At 50.7% G+C, this 16,033-nt stretch carries 16 protein-coding genes; 6 read left to right on the top strand and 10 right to left on the bottom strand.

Features of this window, described 5'->3' with window-relative positions; translation table 11 throughout:
* Positions 1-30: 30 nt before the first annotated feature.
* Both D515_RS15860 and D515_RS15855 read left to right on the top strand, forming a co-directional pair.
* Positions 31-699 (top strand): ArsR/SmtB family transcription factor, encoded by a 669-nt coding sequence (locus D515_RS15860; RefSeq protein ID WP_002540014.1) that lies wholly within the window; start codon positions 31-33, stop codon positions 697-699.
* A gap of 110 nt (positions 700-809) precedes the next feature.
* Entirely contained in the window at positions 810-1,385 is a 576-nt protein-coding gene (locus D515_RS15855) for a DsbA family protein (protein ID WP_002540013.1), read from the top strand.
* A 62-nt stretch (positions 1,386-1,447) separates the two neighbouring features.
* Here D515_RS15855 and D515_RS15850 read toward each other — a convergent pair whose 3' ends face one another.
* The 6 genes from D515_RS15850 to D515_RS15825 form a co-directional block, all read right to left on the bottom strand.
* Positions 1,448-2,539 (bottom strand): TRAP transporter substrate-binding protein, encoded by a 1,092-nt coding sequence (locus D515_RS15850; protein ID WP_002540012.1) that lies wholly within the window; start codon positions 2,537-2,539, stop codon positions 1,448-1,450.
* 104 nt (positions 2,540-2,643) lie between these two features.
* Positions 2,644-3,930, bottom strand: coding sequence for a TRAP transporter large permease (locus D515_RS15845; RefSeq protein WP_002540010.1), 1,287 nt, complete (start codon positions 3,928-3,930; stop codon positions 2,644-2,646).
* Positions 3,931-3,968: 38 nt separating this feature from the next.
* Positions 3,969-4,499, bottom strand: coding sequence for a TRAP transporter small permease (locus D515_RS15840; protein ID WP_002540008.1), 531 nt, complete (start codon positions 4,497-4,499; stop codon positions 3,969-3,971).
* A complete protein-coding gene (locus tag D515_RS15835; RefSeq protein ID WP_002540006.1) occupies positions 4,499-4,972 on the bottom strand; it encodes a flavin reductase family protein in 474 nt (157 codons plus the stop codon). Before D515_RS15835 ends, D515_RS15840 begins: the two co-directional genes overlap by 1 nt.
* Positions 4,969-5,871: an aldo/keto reductase gene (locus D515_RS15830; protein ID WP_002540004.1), complete on the bottom strand. Its 903-nt coding sequence runs from the start codon at positions 5,869-5,871 to the stop codon at positions 4,969-4,971. The genes D515_RS15835 and D515_RS15830 overlap by 4 nt, the downstream gene beginning before the upstream one ends.
* Complete coding sequence (locus tag D515_RS15825; RefSeq protein ID WP_002540003.1) at positions 5,871-7,028, bottom strand: LLM class flavin-dependent oxidoreductase; 1,158 nt, start codon at positions 7,026-7,028, stop codon at positions 5,871-5,873. Before D515_RS15825 ends, D515_RS15830 begins: the two co-directional genes overlap by 1 nt.
* Before the next feature lie 234 nt (positions 7,029-7,262).
* On the opposite strand from D515_RS15825, the gene D515_RS15820 reads away from it, so the two are divergent.
* The 4 genes from D515_RS15820 (at position 7,263) to D515_RS15805 (ending at position 10,707) form a co-directional block, all read left to right on the top strand.
* Positions 7,263-7,970, top strand: a complete 708-nt coding sequence (locus tag D515_RS15820) for a GntR family transcriptional regulator (protein WP_039850197.1) — start codon at positions 7,263-7,265, stop codon at positions 7,968-7,970.
* A gap of 50 nt (positions 7,971-8,020) precedes the next feature.
* Positions 8,021-9,154, top strand: a complete 1,134-nt coding sequence (locus D515_RS15815) for a Gfo/Idh/MocA family protein (RefSeq protein WP_002540001.1) — start codon at positions 8,021-8,023, stop codon at positions 9,152-9,154.
* 315 nt (positions 9,155-9,469) lie between these two features.
* Positions 9,470-9,778, top strand: coding sequence for a hypothetical protein (locus D515_RS15810; protein WP_002539999.1), 309 nt, complete (start codon positions 9,470-9,472; stop codon positions 9,776-9,778).
* A 155-nt stretch (positions 9,779-9,933) separates the two neighbouring features.
* Positions 9,934-10,707, top strand: a complete 774-nt coding sequence (locus D515_RS15805) for a siderophore-interacting protein (RefSeq protein WP_002539998.1) — start codon at positions 9,934-9,936, stop codon at positions 10,705-10,707.
* A 66-nt stretch (positions 10,708-10,773) separates the two neighbouring features.
* On the opposite strand, the gene D515_RS15800 is transcribed toward D515_RS15805, so the two are convergent.
* The 4 genes from D515_RS15800 to D515_RS15785 are packed head-to-tail and all read right to left on the bottom strand — an operon-like array spanning position 10,774 to position 16,031.
* A complete protein-coding gene (locus D515_RS15800; protein ID WP_002539997.1) occupies positions 10,774-11,016 on the bottom strand; it encodes a formate dehydrogenase subunit delta in 243 nt (80 codons plus the stop codon).
* Positions 11,017-11,028: 12 nt separating this feature from the next.
* Entirely contained in the window at positions 11,029-13,902 is a 2,874-nt protein-coding gene (gene fdhF, locus D515_RS15795) for a formate dehydrogenase subunit alpha (RefSeq protein WP_002539995.1), read from the bottom strand.
* Positions 13,903-13,920: 18 nt separating this feature from the next.
* Entirely contained in the window at positions 13,921-15,519 is a 1,599-nt protein-coding gene (locus D515_RS15790) for a formate dehydrogenase beta subunit (RefSeq protein ID WP_002539994.1), read from the bottom strand.
* Positions 15,516-16,031, bottom strand: a complete 516-nt coding sequence (locus tag D515_RS15785) for a formate dehydrogenase subunit gamma (protein WP_002539993.1) — start codon at positions 16,029-16,031, stop codon at positions 15,516-15,518. The genes D515_RS15790 and D515_RS15785 overlap by 4 nt, the downstream gene beginning before the upstream one ends.
* Positions 16,032-16,033: the final 2 nt, after the last annotated feature.

Here is a 16,033-nt window from a genome sequence, read left to right as displayed (position 1 = left end):
TTATCCCAGTCAAATCATCGAGTTTTTGAAATGGAACCGGACATCACTCAAACCGCCGCGCTTGTTGCCGATAGCGCCCGATCAAAAATGCTCATTGCACTGCTTGGCGGTAAGGCGTTGACCGCAACTGAACTGGCGTTGGAAGCCGATATTTCCGCGCAAACCGCCAGCAGTCACCTGGCAAAGTTGGTCGAAGGTGGTTTGCTGGTAGTGCGTAAACAAGGCCGACATCGATACTTCCAACTTGCCGGTTATGAAATCGCAGAATTACTCGAACAACTCATGAACGTAACCGCTACCATCAAACCCATTCCGACTGGACCTAGCGATGCATCACTTCGTCATTCACGTGTATGTTATGACCACCTAGCGGGTGAAGTTGCGGTTCAACTCTATGATTCTCTGGTGGCGCAAGGTTTGATTGAAGATGCGTTAATTGAAGCCAAGCTGACGGAAAAAGGGAAAGCATTCTTTATTGACTTGGGTGCTGACATCGAAGCGCTTGAAAGACAAAAGCGTCCTGTTTGTAAAGCCTGCCTGGATTGGAGTGAAAGGCGAACGCACATAGCGGGAAGCCTAGGAAAATGGATATTGGAACATTTGCTGAGCCAAGGTTGGGCGCAACAATTACCGGACTCAAGAGTTATCGAATTTACGCCTAAAGGTATCATCCGTTTCAGACAGACTTTTATTGCATAACGTACTGATTCAAAGTCGCATTAGTGACTCAACTAGGGTCTAGAGACGACCTGAATCCGTTAGCTACACTTAGCTCAACACAATAACAACGAGCTAAGGACAAGGACGTTATGAGCATACCCATTCCCCACCGCCCAAGTGGTGTTCTACTTGGTGACCCAGCCGCATCCGTCACCATCGATGTTTTCATCGACATTCAATGCCCGCATTCGCGTGCTATCTGGCCGAACCTGATGGCGGTAATGGAACATTACAAAGGGCAGTCCGTGAGCCTGAAAACTCACCTCATTACGCTAAGTAACCACCGTCAGGCGTGGGACATGAGTTTGGGGTTATTTGCTTTGGCAGAGGGTGATGCAGAGAAGTTTTATCGCTTCGCCACCTTCCTGTATGAGCGGCAGGATACGTTCTACAACGGCCAGTTTCTCCATAAGACCCATGAAGATCTGAGAAACTTGGTTGCTGATTATGCCGTGGAACATGGCAAAGTTGACCGTGAGGCTTTCATCGAGCGAATGGACAGCAGCGATGTTTACGAGCAAGGCAGAACGCCGATTCGCTATGCAGCTACACGATCAGTCTGGGCTACACCCACGGTGTTTATTAACAATGCGGGCTTGGTTCCGGTCGACCACCATTCCAGCTTGGAAGACTGGCAGGCGGCGATTGATCCCTTGTTGAAATAGCCAAACTGAGTAAAAAGAAAAATCAGCCCCGAGAGGCTGATTTTTTATTCCCTTACAAACCGTTAAGAGAGGTCTGCTTTATCCGCTGCGCCAATCTGTTGTTGCGCTTTTTCGGATTCTGATTTGAGCAAATCAAACCACTTCTTGCCGTCTTTCACGTTCTCTTGGAACCAGATATAAACCGGCGCTGCGGATTCCTGGAACTTGGCTTTTTCTTCCGGAGTAGGCACGTAAAGCTTACCGCCGGCTTTCTTGAAGGCATCGTAAGCAGCAATCGATTTACGCTTCGGAGAAGCAAACGTTGCCTGTTGCAGTGCACGGAAGCCATCCACAATCACTTTACGTAGCTCTGGTGGCATATCTAGGAAGGCTTCGTTGTTCATGTACCAAAGCGCTGACATGTAGGCATGGCCATCCAAGGTAACGTATTTCAAGCCTGCTTCTGGGAACTTCATGCCCATGATATCGGTGATACCGTTTTTCGAGCCTTCAACCACACCCGTCTGGAATGAGGTGTAAAGCTCAGGCCATGGGATTGGCGTAGGGCTTGCACCCAGTGCTTTCACCAGTTCCTGTGGCAAGTCAGCAACCACGGTGCGGATTTTCAGGCCTTCCAAATCACTTGGCTGTTTCACTGTACGCTTGGTATTGGCAAAGTTACGCCAGCCCCCGGTATTACCGATCGCCATCAAACGCAGTTTGTCGTCAGTGTCCGCAAGGATTGCTTTGCGCAGTTCACGTACGAAATCGCCCTGTAGAACGGCTTCTGCCGTGCGGTCATCTGGCAGGACATACGGAAGGTCGAGAACCTGAATGTACGGGAACATGTTCGCCGCACCGCCAGAGGTAGAAATGTAGATATCGACTGAACCGTCTTCTACCGCCTGAATACACTCGGTACCGTTACCGCAAAGCTGGGTACCGATATAGAGATCAACTTTGATTTTGCCGTTCGAGTGAGATTCAACGAAGTCTTTAAAGACGATCAGGCCATCATAGTCTTCGTCATTTTCGTTGGAGTTAGCCACTGCGCGAAGGTTGAAGTCCGCCGCCATGGCAGGCACTGACAATGCTGTGGTGGTCATTAATCCAGCCAACAACGCCAGTGCACTTCCCTTCAATGCTGTACGCATTTTATTTACCGTTATTTTCATACTTCACCTTTTCACTTCCGTGATTGCCAGCCCAAAGGCTGTTCCACATAAGGTGAGAACTTACGTTCTCGGTTGCTTGTTAAGAGTAAAAAAACCAAACCGGCTCATGCCAGACCCAGCCATTGCGGAATGGTCATAGAAAGAGACGGGAAAAACGTAATCAGGAAGATCACTACCACTTCCACTGCCAGAAACGGCAGAATCGCGCGGGACAACGTTTCGACTTTCTCGCCAGATACGCTTGATGCCACAAACAGCACCAGTCCCATTGGAGGCGTCGCCAATCCCACCGTGAGATTCACGCTCATGATGATGGCGAAATGCACTGGGTCTATGCCCAGACTGACAAAAACCGGCGCCAGAATTGGCCCCAGAATAATGATGGCCGGACCTGCATCGAGGAACATGCCAACTATAAAAAGCAAAATGTTGATAAGGAACAGTAAGATCAGCGGGTTCTCACTGATACTCAGTGTCCAATGCGCCATGGATTCTGCCGCATGGGAAAGCGATACCACGGTTTTGAACGCCAGTGCTGCGCCAACCAACAATAGAATTACGGCTGACGACTTGGCACTTGCGGTAAAAATGTCCGGGATGTCTTTCAGCTTCACAGTGCGAAGCACGAACATGCCGACAACCAAGGTATAAAGCACCGCAACGGCAGAAGCTTCAGTCGGTGTAAAGATACCACCCAATATGCCGCCCAGAATGATCACGGGTGTCAACAGCGGCCAGAAGGCCTTTCTGGTGGCTGTTCCGCGTTCACGCCATGTTGCTTTTTCACTGGCAATCGGCAGGTTCTGGCTTTTCGCCAGCAGCGCGATCAACAGCATCAAGCCACCACCAATCATCACGCCCGGAACCACTCCCGCCGCAAACAGTGCCGCCACGGAAATTTCCATGGTGTAGGCGTAAATAATCATGATGCCGGAAGGCGGAATGATTGGGCCAATCACTGAGGAGGCCGCGGTAATGGCTGCCGCAAACTTACGGGAATACCCGTTCTTCTCCATCGCAGGGATCATCATCGAACCAATAGCAGAGGTATCCGCCACGGCAGAACCGGAAAGCCCCGCAAACAGCATGCTCGACATCACGTTGACGTGAGCCAGACCACCGCGTACATGACCGATAAGTGATTGCGAGAAATTCACCAGACTCAGGGTGATCCCACTCCGGTTCATTACCTCCCCCGCGAGCATGAAGAATGGAATAGCCATCAGCGGGAAAGAGTCGATACCGTTGTAGATATTACGAAACAGCAGGGGAATATCCCTGTCCATACCTTCGGCATATAGCATGAAGCCCGGAGCGGCGAGCAGCGCGAAAAACACCGGCATGCCGACGAGAAGAAAAACCAAAAACAGAGGTAGAAAGAAGATCAACATTTACAGCCACATCCTTATGATTACCAACGCCTGACTACTCAGCTTTCTCCAGCTTGCGCAGCGATGGCACCCTCTTCTTTATGAGTAAGCGCTTTCAGGAACATTTCTAAATTAGCGAGCAACATGGTGCCAAAGCACACCGGCATCGCGAGATAGATCCACGCCCGCTTCAGCGGAAAAGATGCTGCACGGGTTCGAAAGCCGCGGTCAAAAAATTCCAGTGCGATGACGAACAGTTGGATCAGTACGGCAAAGGCAATCACCAGCAGCAGAATACGAATCACCTGCGCCACTTTTGGTGACAGATAATTGAAAATCATATCGATAGAGACAAACATGCCCTTTCGATACGCTTGCCCTGCAACCAATGCCATCATCCAAATCATCAATGCCCGGGCGACTTCTTCCGGCCAAGGCAATGCAGCATTGAACACATAGCGACACACCACCTGCAGTAGAATGCTGGACACCATCAAGGCCACCAGCACCCAAGCTACGGATGCACCAATGCGATCCAATGTGTTATTGACGGTTTCCAGCACCGAAATGACTGACTTCACCACTGCCATTAAGCGACTTCTCCTACCTTGCCGAAGCGGCTGCGTTCAAACACTAATCCATCACCCTGCTGCGAGTGAAAGTCGGTCACTTTGCCAAGCAGGATATCGTGGTCACCTGCACTGACGACACCGTTTAAGTCGCAGTCAAACCAGGCGACAGCACCTTCAATGATGGCACGGCCACTCGGTGCACGTTGGATCTCCACACCACGGAAGCGCTCTTCATGGCTGTCACGGCAGAACTTCATCGCAAGCTCGGAATGTTCCACCGCCAGCACGCTCACGGTGTAGCCACCAGACTCCAGAATCGGTTGTTTGGTTGACGATGTGCGGTTGATGCTCCAAAGCACAATCGCTGGCTCCAAAGAAACAGAGTTGAAAGACGAGCACGTCAATCCATAATCCTGCCCTTCATGGCGCGCTGTAATCACTGTGACACCAGTGGCAAAGCAGGAAAGTGCGTTTCTCAGTTCGCGGCTCATGCTACTTCCTCCCCTGCTGCAGCCGTCCAAAGTTCAAACCAGGTCTCTCTATCTATCGAGACTTTCAGCGCGTCGCTTATGCCACGGATACGTTCAAGATTGTTGGTACCCAACACCGGCAAAATGCCTGCAGGGTGTGCGAGAAGCCAAGCAATCGCGACGGCATCAATACCGACATCGAATTTCTCGGCCTCACGATGCAACAAAGGTTTCACTCGCTGCGCCGCCTCGCTGTTGCCAAACAGTTCACCACCAGCCAGTGGCGACCATGCCATTGGCTTAATGCCGCCTTTTTGCATGAACGACACTGTGCCGTCAGTAAAGGAATCCCGGGTCATCAGGCTCATTTCAATCTGGTTGGTCACTAATGGATGACGCATACCAGATTGCAGCAACTCCCAATCCCACGATTTAAAGTTCGAAACACCGACCGCTTTCACCAAGCCTTCATCTATCAGTGAATCTAACGCATTCCCTGTTTCACTATGATCCATAAACGGATCCGGGCGGTGTATCAGCAGTAAGTCAAGGTGATCAGTTTTCAGGTTCTGCAAAGAGTTGGTAACTGACTGACGGATATGCGCTTCTGAGGTGTCGTAGTATTTAACACGGCGGTTCGGGTATTTTTCTGACAGCAGCATGATGTCGCATTTCGACACCAACTGAATCTGGTCACGAAGTGAAGGAGTCGCTTCGAGCACCTGACCAAATACCTCTTCACAGGAGTAGTCACCATAGATGTCAGCGTGGTCAAAGGTGGTGATGCCTTGCTCCAGACACGCATCAACTTTCGCGCGAACATGCGCCTCTGAGGTGTTCTCATCATCCGACAAACGCCAAACGCCATAAACTAAGCGGCTGAAAGCAGACAGTGACGGATGCAGTTCTGTGTATTTCATTATTTGCGCTCTCCTGCGCCAAGTGGAGTCAAAGGGGTGGTCGCCGGAACACGGCCGTATTCTTCAGGCATTGAGCAGGTTTTAAGCTCTGGTAGAATTTTCTGGCCGACAATTTCACATTCAGATTTGTGCGGGTAGCCAGAGAAGATAAAGGCGCGGATACCCATTTTCTTGTAGCGTTCAATCTTGGTCAGCACCTGATCGACACTGCCCACCAACGCTGCACCACAACCAGAGCGGGCGCGGCCAACACCGGTCCAAAGATTCGGTTCGGTAAAACCAAACTGGTCTGCCTGTTCACGCTGTTTAGACTGAAAAGCAACACCAAGACTTTTCGAGTCCAACGCGCGCTCGCGAATCGATTGACCAAAGTCGTCGTCGAGCTTAGATACCAGAGACTCAGCATATTCACGGGCTTCTGCTTCGGTATCACGAACAATCATGTGAACACGAAGGCCATAGTCGAGTGTACGTCCATGACGTTGCGCCACTTCATTCACCGCTTTCATGCGTGATTCCAGCATGTCTTCGGTTTCTGGCCACATCAGGTACACGTCACAGTCTGAACCACACAGTTCAAGGGCATCCGGAGAGTAGCCACCGAAGTAAAGAAGTGGACCACCGTTTTGCTGATAGGGACGAACAGGATCGGCAGAAAGCGGGTCGAGTTTGTAGATTTCTCCGTCGTAGCGGATTTCATCTTGCGTCCAGGCTTGACGAAGAATATCGACCACTTCTTTTGAACGGCGGTAGCGGTAAGCGCTATCCGCTTTCTCACCAGGGAAATCAGAGGAGATGACATTCAGCGTCAAACGCCCTTTCATGATGTGATCAAGCGTCGCGACCGAACGGGCCAACATCGCCGGATGCACTTCTCCACATCGAATTGCTGCAAGCAAGTTGATGCGCTCAGTAAGCGGGCCCATCGCGGAAGCGAAGGTCAGGGTGTCTTGCCCAACCTGATACGAGGACGGGCAAAGAATGTTGCGAAAGCCCTGCTTCTCGGCAGTCAAAACGATATCGCGGGTATTCTCCCAGCTGCTTCGCAACGCGCCATCTGGCACACCTAAATAACGGTAATCGTCACTACAAAGCGGCGCAAACCAAGATACCTCGGCGGCATCTAACCCCTCACTCGTGATAGGCACGACACTCATCTGAACTCTCCTGTTCTTATTGTAAAAAGCCAACCAACGTTATTGTTCTTGTTGCTTTTCATTCCCATCGAAATGAAAATGATTAGTGAATGAATTGTTAATAAATGCTATAAGATTTACAAATAAAGTAAATCAATGATGAATGAATTCATTCACTCTCTGAGCGCGGAAACAGAAATAAGCTCAGTAACCTTCTAATATATCGACGGTTATCAATTTTGAGATTTTTAGAAAATGAGTGAATCAACACGATTACCCTTGTTCATCCAGATAAGCGAGTTGTTGCGAAGAGAAATCTCGGCAGGTTATTGGTTGCCGGGAGAGAGGCTGCCTACTGAAGCTGAACTGGCAAAAAAGCTGGGGGTTGCTGTCGGCACGCTGCGCAAAGCGCTGAACGAGCTTGAACAGAATGGATTGCTGGAAAGGATTCAGGGCTCCGGCACTTACGTGAAAAACACGCCTGACAATTCGGCTGTGTATCACTTTTTCCGCCTTGAGTTGAAATCAGGTGGTGGCTTGCCAAACGCCGACTTTCTGAGCGTGGAGCAACACACCAATACTTATGTGGCTTCTTTGTTGGGGTTGGAATCAAACGCGCAACTATGGCGTTTCCGCCGGTTGAGAAAACTCGACCAACAACCTGCTGCCATGGAAGAGATTTGGATCAGCGGAGAGCACAAAGACGATATCGCCCAAGACGATCTCGTGGAATCACTGTATGTGTATTACCGCGAAAAACTTGGCTTTTGGATTTCAAAGGTGCAGGACAGCATCACGGTCGATCATGTACCGGACTGGAAGCACCAAGACTTTAAACCTGAGATTGGCTCTGCATGCGGCTACATAGAGCGCTTGAGCTGGTCAAACCGGGATCGCATCGAAGAGGTTTCTTTCACTTGGTATGACCCGGTAAACGTGCGCTATGCAGCGCGATGGACATAACGACAACGATAGCCTCTCAGGCTACCAAACAAACTTAAGGGACGGACTGAATGACAGATCAAGTAATTCGCTACGGCATCCTCGGCTGCGGCATGATGGGACAAGAGCACATCCGGAACATCCAACTTTTAGAGAATGTAGAAATCACCGTGCTTGCCGAACCTAACGCAGAAATGCGCGAAAAAGCGCAGACGTTAGTGCCAACCGCCCGCACAGTTGAAGGTTTGGATGAATTACTTGAAGCAAACGATGTCGATGCCCTCGTTATCGCGACCCCTAACTTCCAGCATGCCGAGCAATTGCTAGGCATCATGAGCCGCTGCTCACTGCCAATCTTGATTGAGAAACCCATCTGCACGCAGATTGACGATGTGTCGCGTTTGGTTGAAGCTGCAAAATCCCACCCTGCTCCAATTTGGGTTGCGATGGAGTATCGCTACATGCCACCCATCACCTTATTGCTCGATTTGCTAGCACAAGGCGAGATTGGCCAACGCCATCTGTTTTCAATTCGCGAGCACCGCTTTCCTTTCCTGCATAAAGTGGATGACTGGAATCGTTTCAACCACAAAACCGGCGGTACACTAGTCGAGAAATGCTGCCACTTCTTTGATTTGATGCGACTGATGGCCAACGCTAACCCTATTCGAGTCTTTGCTTCCGGCAGTCAAGCCGTCAACCACAAGGACGAATCCTACAACGGCGAAGCACCGGACATCCTCGATAATGCCTATGTCACCGTGGAATTCGACAACGGCACCCGTGCCAGCTTGGAGCTTTGCATGTTCGCCGAAGGCTCCCGTTACCAAGAAGAGATCAGCGTTGTCGGCGACAAAGGCAAGGTGGAATGTCTGGTTCCCGGCCCTGGCCGTTTCTGGCCGACAGAAACCCTTGGCGAGCCCCCTGTCGCCCAAGTCATTTCCAGCCCCCGTGATCCCAAGGGACCAAAACAAATGGAAGTGCCTGTAGACCCGACTCTTCTCGAAGCGGGTGACCATAATGGCTCCACTTTCTACCAACATCAGAAATTCCAGCGCGCAGTGCTAGGTGAGCAAGATGTAGAAGTGTCATTGGAAGATGGTTTGAAAGCCGTGGTAATTGGGCTGGCGGCGCAGGAGGCTATTCGTACTCACAAAGTTGTAACGTTTATCGATAGCGGCCTCGGCTTCAAAGCCGCAAACTAATTGAGTCGTCACTTACCCAGTAGAAACAATTCTACCGATGGCGTTCTGGTATACACGAACGCCATATGAATCACATTTTTCGTCAACTCAAGTGTAAAAGTAAAAAACTCTCGCTATTGTCTACTCTGTAACTTCGTACAGCATTTTATATTGCCTCTTATTACCCACCCGCGTAGACCGTCCTAAATCAAAATTCTTGCACCAAGTTTTTGAGCAAGTCCCACGAATTTTTCCGGTTTTTTTTCTATCGGTACAAACCTATCGTTATCTCTGTAGCAACACGAAATCAATAACAATGCAATTGGAGATACGATTATGAAAACGACAATGACTGCAATCAGCCTGCTATTCGCTTCAATGTCTGTAACGGCAATGCCAAGTCACGGTCTTGATGTTTCAGTTAATGCTCGCAATGGTGCAGCTATCATCGAAGTACTTCGTGACGGTCAACCAGTCGAAGGCGCAAATGTTTCTGCGAAGAACTTTACACAAAGTACAAACGAGAATGGCACCACGTTTTTTAACCTGCTGTCTAACCGCTCACAGTACGTAGATTTCACCATTACTGACGATCAGGGCAACACAGAGACCGTACGCAAGTACGTTCCACGTGACCGCAGTTAATAGCTAACAAGCCAAGTAAAAAGACTCCTTTGGGAGTCTTTTTTGTTTCCGGCGACAGCCAACAATGTAAATTTACGCAAATGATAATCGTTATCATTGAATTCTTCACAAAGGCGACGTATTTTAGGGTGAAGTAAAGTAGTCAGAGAAGAATAATGAAGAAACCGAGCCCGATTCAGCTTACTGTCGAAGCAAGCACAGCCATTACTCCCAATATGCAGCGTATCGTGATGCATGGTGAAGGACTTTCCCGCTTTCCTGCCAACTGCGAAGGCGGATATATTAAGTTAATGTTTGCGCCGGATGGCAGCACAGATCTGAATTCACTTCCAGCGGGCGAAAGGCCTGTTATGCGCACCTACACTATCCGCGAGTTGGATTTCAGCACACACACGATCACAGTAGACTTTGTCCGCCATAAGGTTGATGACTGTGGTTGTGGCCATGCCGCTCGTTGGGCAATGAACGCCAAAGTTGGCGATACCATGACGATTGCTGGCCCAGGCACCATTCAGGAAATCAACAAAGAAGCAGATTGGTTCTTTATGGCTGCCGATATGACTGCCCTTCCAGCACTGTCTGTCAAAATTGCTTCGCTACCTCAACATGCAAAAGGCCATGCGGTCATTGAAGTGCTTTCTCAAGACGACATTCAGCCGATTCAAGCCCCTGAAGGGATGCAAATCGACTGGCTGGTTAAAGGCGAAAAAACACTGGCAGAGCAAGTTCAGGAAAAAGAATGGCTGGATGGTAACGCTGCCATCTGGTGTGCCTGCGAGTTCGATTCTATGCGCTCGCTACGCCAATATTTCCGCAATGAAAGAAACGTCGAGCGAGACAATATTTACATCAGCAGCTATTGGAAAAACGGCGTAACTGAAGAAGGCCACAAAGTGATCAAGCAGAAGGATGCTGAGGCTATTGCTTAAAGATCATCTTCGCTTATCTAAAATGCCGCGTTATTACGCGGCATTTTAGTTCTACCCTATACCCAACTAACCCGCTTTGAGCTTATATTCCTCAGCCAGCATTTCCGCCGCTTTTTCAGCGATGGGGTTCAACAGCCCACTTCCCAGCGCAGCAATAAGACTCTGCTTCATGTCGCGCGACCAGAAGCGGCGAATGTGGGAAGCGACTTCGTCGACCGTCTCTTGCTCGGTTCTGCCATGCTCGAGGTTGTCAGCGATTTGGTTCGCCATCGCATAAAGGCGTTCGTTACGATGAAGTTCACCGTCCATGTTCACTCCTGCTTAATCGCTGCTGTCTTGTATCGCCGCAGATAAATGGGCTTGTTGTTGTTCGTCGAACTCACGGAAACGTTGTTGCCAATCCGCCGGTTCCACTGCCACTTTCACCTGCACCGCCGTCACTTTGTATTCAGGGCAGTTTGTCGCCCAATCGGAATTTTCTGTCGTGATCACATTGGTGCCGGAAACCGGGTGATGGAAGGTGGTGTAAACCACGCCCGGTTGCATGCGGTTGCTGATTTTCGCGGGCAAGGTAATTTCACCTGCACGGCTCGCAATCCGGACTGGAGAGCCATCTGTAACGCCTCGATCTTCCGCATCCAACGGATGGATTTCCAACACATCTTCCTGATGCCACTGACTGTTGTCAGTACGACGTGTCTGAGCACCGACATTGTATTGCGATAGGATACGCCCTGTGGTCAGCAGCAGTGGGAAGCGTTTATTCACTTTCTCTTCTGTTGCCACGTACTCCGTCACCACAAAGCTGCCCTTACCTTTCACAAAGCCGCCGATGTGCATGGTTGGGGTCCCTAGGGGCGCTTCATCGTTACACGGCCATTGAATAGAGCCCAGCTCATCCAGTTTTTCGTAGCTGACACCATGGAAAGTCGGCGTCAGCTTGGCGATTTCATCCATGATTTCGGAAGGATGCTTGTAATGCATCTCGTAGCCAAGGGCGTTGGCGAGATCCATGGTCGCTTCCCAGTCTGCTTTACCGCAAAGCGGAGCCATCACTTTACGCACCGGCGAGATACGGCGCTCTGCATTGGTGAAGGTACCGTCTTTCTCCAAGAAGCTGGCACCCGGTAGGAATACATGCGCAAACTTCGCCGTTTCGTTGAGGAAGATGTCCTGAACGATCAGGCATTCCAGCGATGTCAGCGCCGCTTCGACGTGTTGGGTATTCGGATCAGATTGGGCGATGTCTTCACCCTGCACATACATGCCTTTAAATCGACCTGCGATAGCGGCGTCGAACATGTTGGGGATGCGAAGCCCAGGTTCATCATCAATCGGCACACCCCATTCACCCTCAAACAACGCACGTACTTCTGGATCTGACACATGACGATAACCCGGCAACTCATGCGGGAATGAGCCCATATCACAGCTACCTTGCACGTTGTTCTGACCGCGCAGTGGATTCACGCCCACACCTTCACGACCAACGTTACCTGTCGCCATCGCAAGATTGGCAATTGCCATGACCGCTGAGCTACCTTGGCTGTGCTCTGTCACCCCGAGGCCATAGTAAATGGCGCCGTTTCCAGCTTTGGCATACATACGCGCGGCTTCACGTATCAGCATGGCGGGAACGCCTGTGGCACTTTCCATCGCTTCCGGTGAATGATGTTCATCGGCAATAAAGTCGCGCCATTTTTTGTACGCTGCCATGTCGCAACGCGCTTCAATGTACGACGTGTCTTCCAACCCTTCATTGATGATGACGTGCGCCAATGCATTCAACACGGCGACATTGGTGCCCGGACGAAGTTGAAGATGGTATTGGGCACGGACATGCGCTGCGTTGACCAGATCAATTTCGCGAGGGTCGATAACTATCAGTTTTGCGCCACTGCGAAGACGACGTTTAAGCTGGGACGCGAACACCGGATGACCATCGGTTGGATTGGCGCCGATAACGATAATCGCATCGGCTTTTTGGACTGATTCGAAGGTCTGTGTCCCTGCCGATTCGCCCAGCGTGGTTTTCAGACCATAACCCGTTGGAGAGTGACAAACACGGGCACAGGTATCCACGTTGTTGGTGCCAAAGCCTGCACGAACCAGTTTTTGCACCAGATAGGTTTCTTCGTTAGTACAGCGGGAAGAGGTGATCCCACCCAGAGCATTGGCGCCGTGTTTATCGCGGATCGCTTTGATCTTATCTGCGGCAAAGCCAATCGCTTCTTCCCAACTTACCTTGCGCCAAGGTTCATCAATAGAATCGCGGATCATCGGGTCGGTCACACGATCTTTGTGGGTTGCATAGCCAAAGGCAAAACGCCCTTTCACACAAGAATGCCCCTGATTCGCTTTTCCGTCTTTGTGCGGCACCATTCGGATCAATTCATCACCGCGCATTTCGGCACGGAATGAACAACCTACGCCGCAATACGCGCAAGTCGTCACGCGATAATGGCTCGGAGTGCCAAGTTCTATCACGCTGTTTTCTGTCAATGCAGCCGTCGGACAGGCTTGTACACAAGCACCACAGGACACGCATTCAGAGTCCATAAACGATTCTGACCCAGCAACGATACGGGATTCAAAACCTCGACTTTCCACCGTCAGTGCGTGTTGACCCTGAATCTCTTCACAGGCACGCACACATCGGGAACAGACGATGCATTTGCTGGTATCAAAGGTGAAGTAAGGATTGGAGGTGTCCTTTTCCATATTGAGGTGGTTGTTACCTTCGAATCCGTAGCGCACGTCACGAAGACCAACTGCACCCGCCATGTCCTGCAATTCACAGTCGCCATTCACCGCACAGGTCAAACAATCCAGTGGATGGTCTGAAATGTATAATTCCATCACGTTACGGCGTAACTTGCGCAGCGCTTCATTTTGTGTGGTGACCACCATGCCCTCAGCAACGGGTGTGGTGCAGGCGGCGGGTTTTCCGCGCATTCCTTCAATTTCCACCACACACATACGGCATGAGCCAAACGCTTCGAGTGAATCAGTGGCACACAATTTTGGAATTTGAATATTCAGCATGGTAGACGCATGCATGACCGACGTACCCTCTGGCACTGAGATTGGCCATCCATCAATGGTCAGTGAGATTTGCTTAACGTCTTCGCCTTTAACAGCAGGCGTACCGAAGTCTTTGCTGCCTTGCTCAATGGGAATATAGAACTCAACCATTGTCTTCTCCTCGACGGCTTACTTGCCGCCACTGTTCACTTGGGCACCCGCATCTTTTGCGAGCCCGAAATCTTCTGGAAAGTGCTTCAATGCGCTTTTCACCGGAAAAGGCGTCATCCCACCCATGGCGCAGAGCGAACCCTGCTCCATGGTCTCGCACAGATCGTCCAGTAGTTCTTTACGTTCCAGCTTGTCATCGCCTTTCGCATCCAGCAGTTGATCAATCACTTCCGCGCCACGGACTGCGCCAATACGACAAGGCGTGCATTTCCCACAGGATTCCAGCTCGCAGAATTCCATCGCAAAACGCGCCATCTGGCTCATGTCGGTTTGATTGTCGAACGCGACAATGCCACCGTGCCCCAACATGGCGCCACGGGCAGCGAGATGTTCGTAATCCAGATCTGTATCCCAGTCATGTTCAGCAATGTAAGCGCCAAGTGGCCCGCCAATTTGCACGGCTTTAAGGGGTTTTCCTGTCTTGCTGCCCCCACCAAAATCAAACAGGAGTTCCCGAATCGTCACGCCAAAAGCCAACTCAAACAGACCGGGACGTTTCACATTCCCCGCCAGTTGGATTGGCATAGTGCCGAGGGATCTACCCTGACCAAAGTCTTTGTAGTAGTCCGCCCCTTTGGACAGGATGATTGGAACCGAAGCCAGCGAAATAACGTTATTGATGACGGTGGGTTTACCAAATAGACCTTCAATGGCCGGAAGTGGCGGCTTGCTTCTTACCAATCCACGTTTGCCTTCCAAGCTCTCCATCAGTGATGTTTCTTCACCACAGATATAAGCTCCCGCCCCCATCCGAAGCTCTAAATCGAAATGTTTGCCGCTGCCGCAGATATCCGCCCCCAGATAACCCGCCGCATAAGCGTTTTCTATCGCTTGGGTGAAGATCTTGCAGGCATTCGGATACTCAGATCGGGTATAGACATATCCCTGTGTGGCACCCACCGCGATGGCGCAAATGATCATCCCTTCAATCAGGGTGAACGGGTCGCCTTCCATCAGCATGCGGTCGGCAAAAGTCCCGGAATCGCCTTCGTCTGCATTACAAATCACATACTTTTGTCCTGCAGGTTGGTCTGAGACGGTTTGCCATTTAATGCCGGTTGGGAACGCCGCACCACCGCGACCACGCAGGCCAGAGGTTTTTACCTCGTCGAGAATTTCTTGGGTGCTCATACCCAGCGTTTTTTCCAGCCCGACGAACCCGCCTTTGCTGCAGTAATCTTCAACATCTAACGGGTCAACAAACCCAACACGTTCGAACGTCAGCCGTTGTTGTTTTTTCAGCCAGAGAATTTCCGTGGTCAGCCCCAAACAGAGTGGGTGCTCCAACGCAGCGCTGCCCTCTTCATCTGGCGCAAAGAAACGGAGTGCCAATAGGGAATCCACGTCATCTTCGAAAACCGGACCAAACGCCACTCGACCTTTAGCTGACTCCACTTCAATCATGGGTTCGAGCCAGAACAAGCCGTGGGAACCGTTACGGACAATGGTCAAAGATTCGCCCATGGTGACGGCACTATGAGCCAAACGTTGAGCGACTTTCTCAGCGCCTCGGGAAACAGAAGAAGAGTCGAGGGGAACATATATGCGATAACTCATGGCGCTTTCACCTCGATCACTTGGGTGAGCAACGAATCGACAAGGTTGTCGAATGCCTCATCGTTCATTTCACCGTGGATATCATCACCGACTCTCACACACGGCGAGTACATGCAGTTGCCCAGACAGTAGACGGGTTCGAGAGTGAAGTTGTTATCTTTGGTCGTTTCATGAAAGCTAATACCCAACCGCGATGTGGCGTGCTTTTCCAGCGAGCGTGAACCCATTGACTGACAAGATTCAGCACGGCAAATTTGAATAACGTGCCCACCCGGTGGCTGGTGACGAAACTCATGGTAAAAGCTGATCACGCCATGTACATCGGCATTGGACAAATTCAGTCCGTCCGCAATCATCGGCACAGATGCCGGGGGCACATAACTCAACTGATGCTGAATGTGGTGTAACACTGGCAACAACGCGCCCGGCTTGGCTTTAAGCGAATTGATCGCTTCCGCCACGACCGCGCGCTCTTGCTCCGTCAAAGCGCTACGCTGACCTTGGTTTTCCATTG

It is taken from the genome of Grimontia indica, from assembly GCF_000333895.2.
In the GTDB taxonomy this organism is placed as follows: domain Bacteria; phylum Pseudomonadota; class Gammaproteobacteria; order Enterobacterales; family Vibrionaceae; genus Enterovibrio; species Enterovibrio indicus.
This window is presented reverse-complemented; position numbering and strand designations above follow the sequence as displayed.

Bases quoted from the DNA above. Each gene is read 5' to 3' on its own strand.
- D515_RS15860 (WP_002540014.1), top strand. From the start codon at position 31: ATGGAACCGGACATCACTCAAACCGCCGCGCTTGTTGCCGATAGCGCC.
- D515_RS15855 (WP_002540013.1), top strand. From the start codon at position 810: ATGAGCATACCCATTCCCCACCGCCCAAGTGGTGTTCTACTTGGTGAC.
- D515_RS15850 (WP_002540012.1), bottom strand. From the start codon at position 2,539: ATGAAAATAACGGTAAATAAAATGCGTACAGCATTGAAGGGAAGTGCA.
- D515_RS15845 (WP_002540010.1), bottom strand. From the start codon at position 3,930: ATGTTGATCTTCTTTCTACCTCTGTTTTTGGTTTTTCTTCTCGTCGGC.
- D515_RS15840 (WP_002540008.1), bottom strand. From the start codon at position 4,499: ATGGCAGTGGTGAAGTCAGTCATTTCGGTGCTGGAAACCGTCAATAAC.
- D515_RS15835 (WP_002540006.1), bottom strand. From the start codon at position 4,972: ATGAGCCGCGAACTGAGAAACGCACTTTCCTGCTTTGCCACTGGTGTC.
- D515_RS15830 (WP_002540004.1), bottom strand. From the start codon at position 5,871: ATGAAATACACAGAACTGCATCCGTCACTGTCTGCTTTCAGCCGCTTA.
- D515_RS15825 (WP_002540003.1), bottom strand. From the start codon at position 7,028: ATGAGTGTCGTGCCTATCACGAGTGAGGGGTTAGATGCCGCCGAGGTA.
- D515_RS15820 (WP_039850197.1), top strand. From the start codon at position 7,263: ATGAGTGAATCAACACGATTACCCTTGTTCATCCAGATAAGCGAGTTG.
- D515_RS15815 (WP_002540001.1), top strand. From the start codon at position 8,021: ATGACAGATCAAGTAATTCGCTACGGCATCCTCGGCTGCGGCATGATG.
- D515_RS15810 (WP_002539999.1), top strand. From the start codon at position 9,470: ATGAAAACGACAATGACTGCAATCAGCCTGCTATTCGCTTCAATGTCT.
- D515_RS15805 (WP_002539998.1), top strand. From the start codon at position 9,934: ATGAAGAAACCGAGCCCGATTCAGCTTACTGTCGAAGCAAGCACAGCC.
- D515_RS15800 (WP_002539997.1), bottom strand. From the start codon at position 11,016: ATGGACGGTGAACTTCATCGTAACGAACGCCTTTATGCGATGGCGAAC.
- fdhF (WP_002539995.1), bottom strand. From the start codon at position 13,902: ATGGTTGAGTTCTATATTCCCATTGAGCAAGGCAGCAAAGACTTCGGT.
- D515_RS15790 (WP_002539994.1), bottom strand. From the start codon at position 15,519: ATGAGTTATCGCATATATGTTCCCCTCGACTCTTCTTCTGTTTCCCGA.
- D515_RS15785 (WP_002539993.1), bottom strand. From the start codon at position 16,031: ATGGAAAACCAAGGTCAGCGTAGCGCTTTGACGGAGCAAGAGCGCGCG.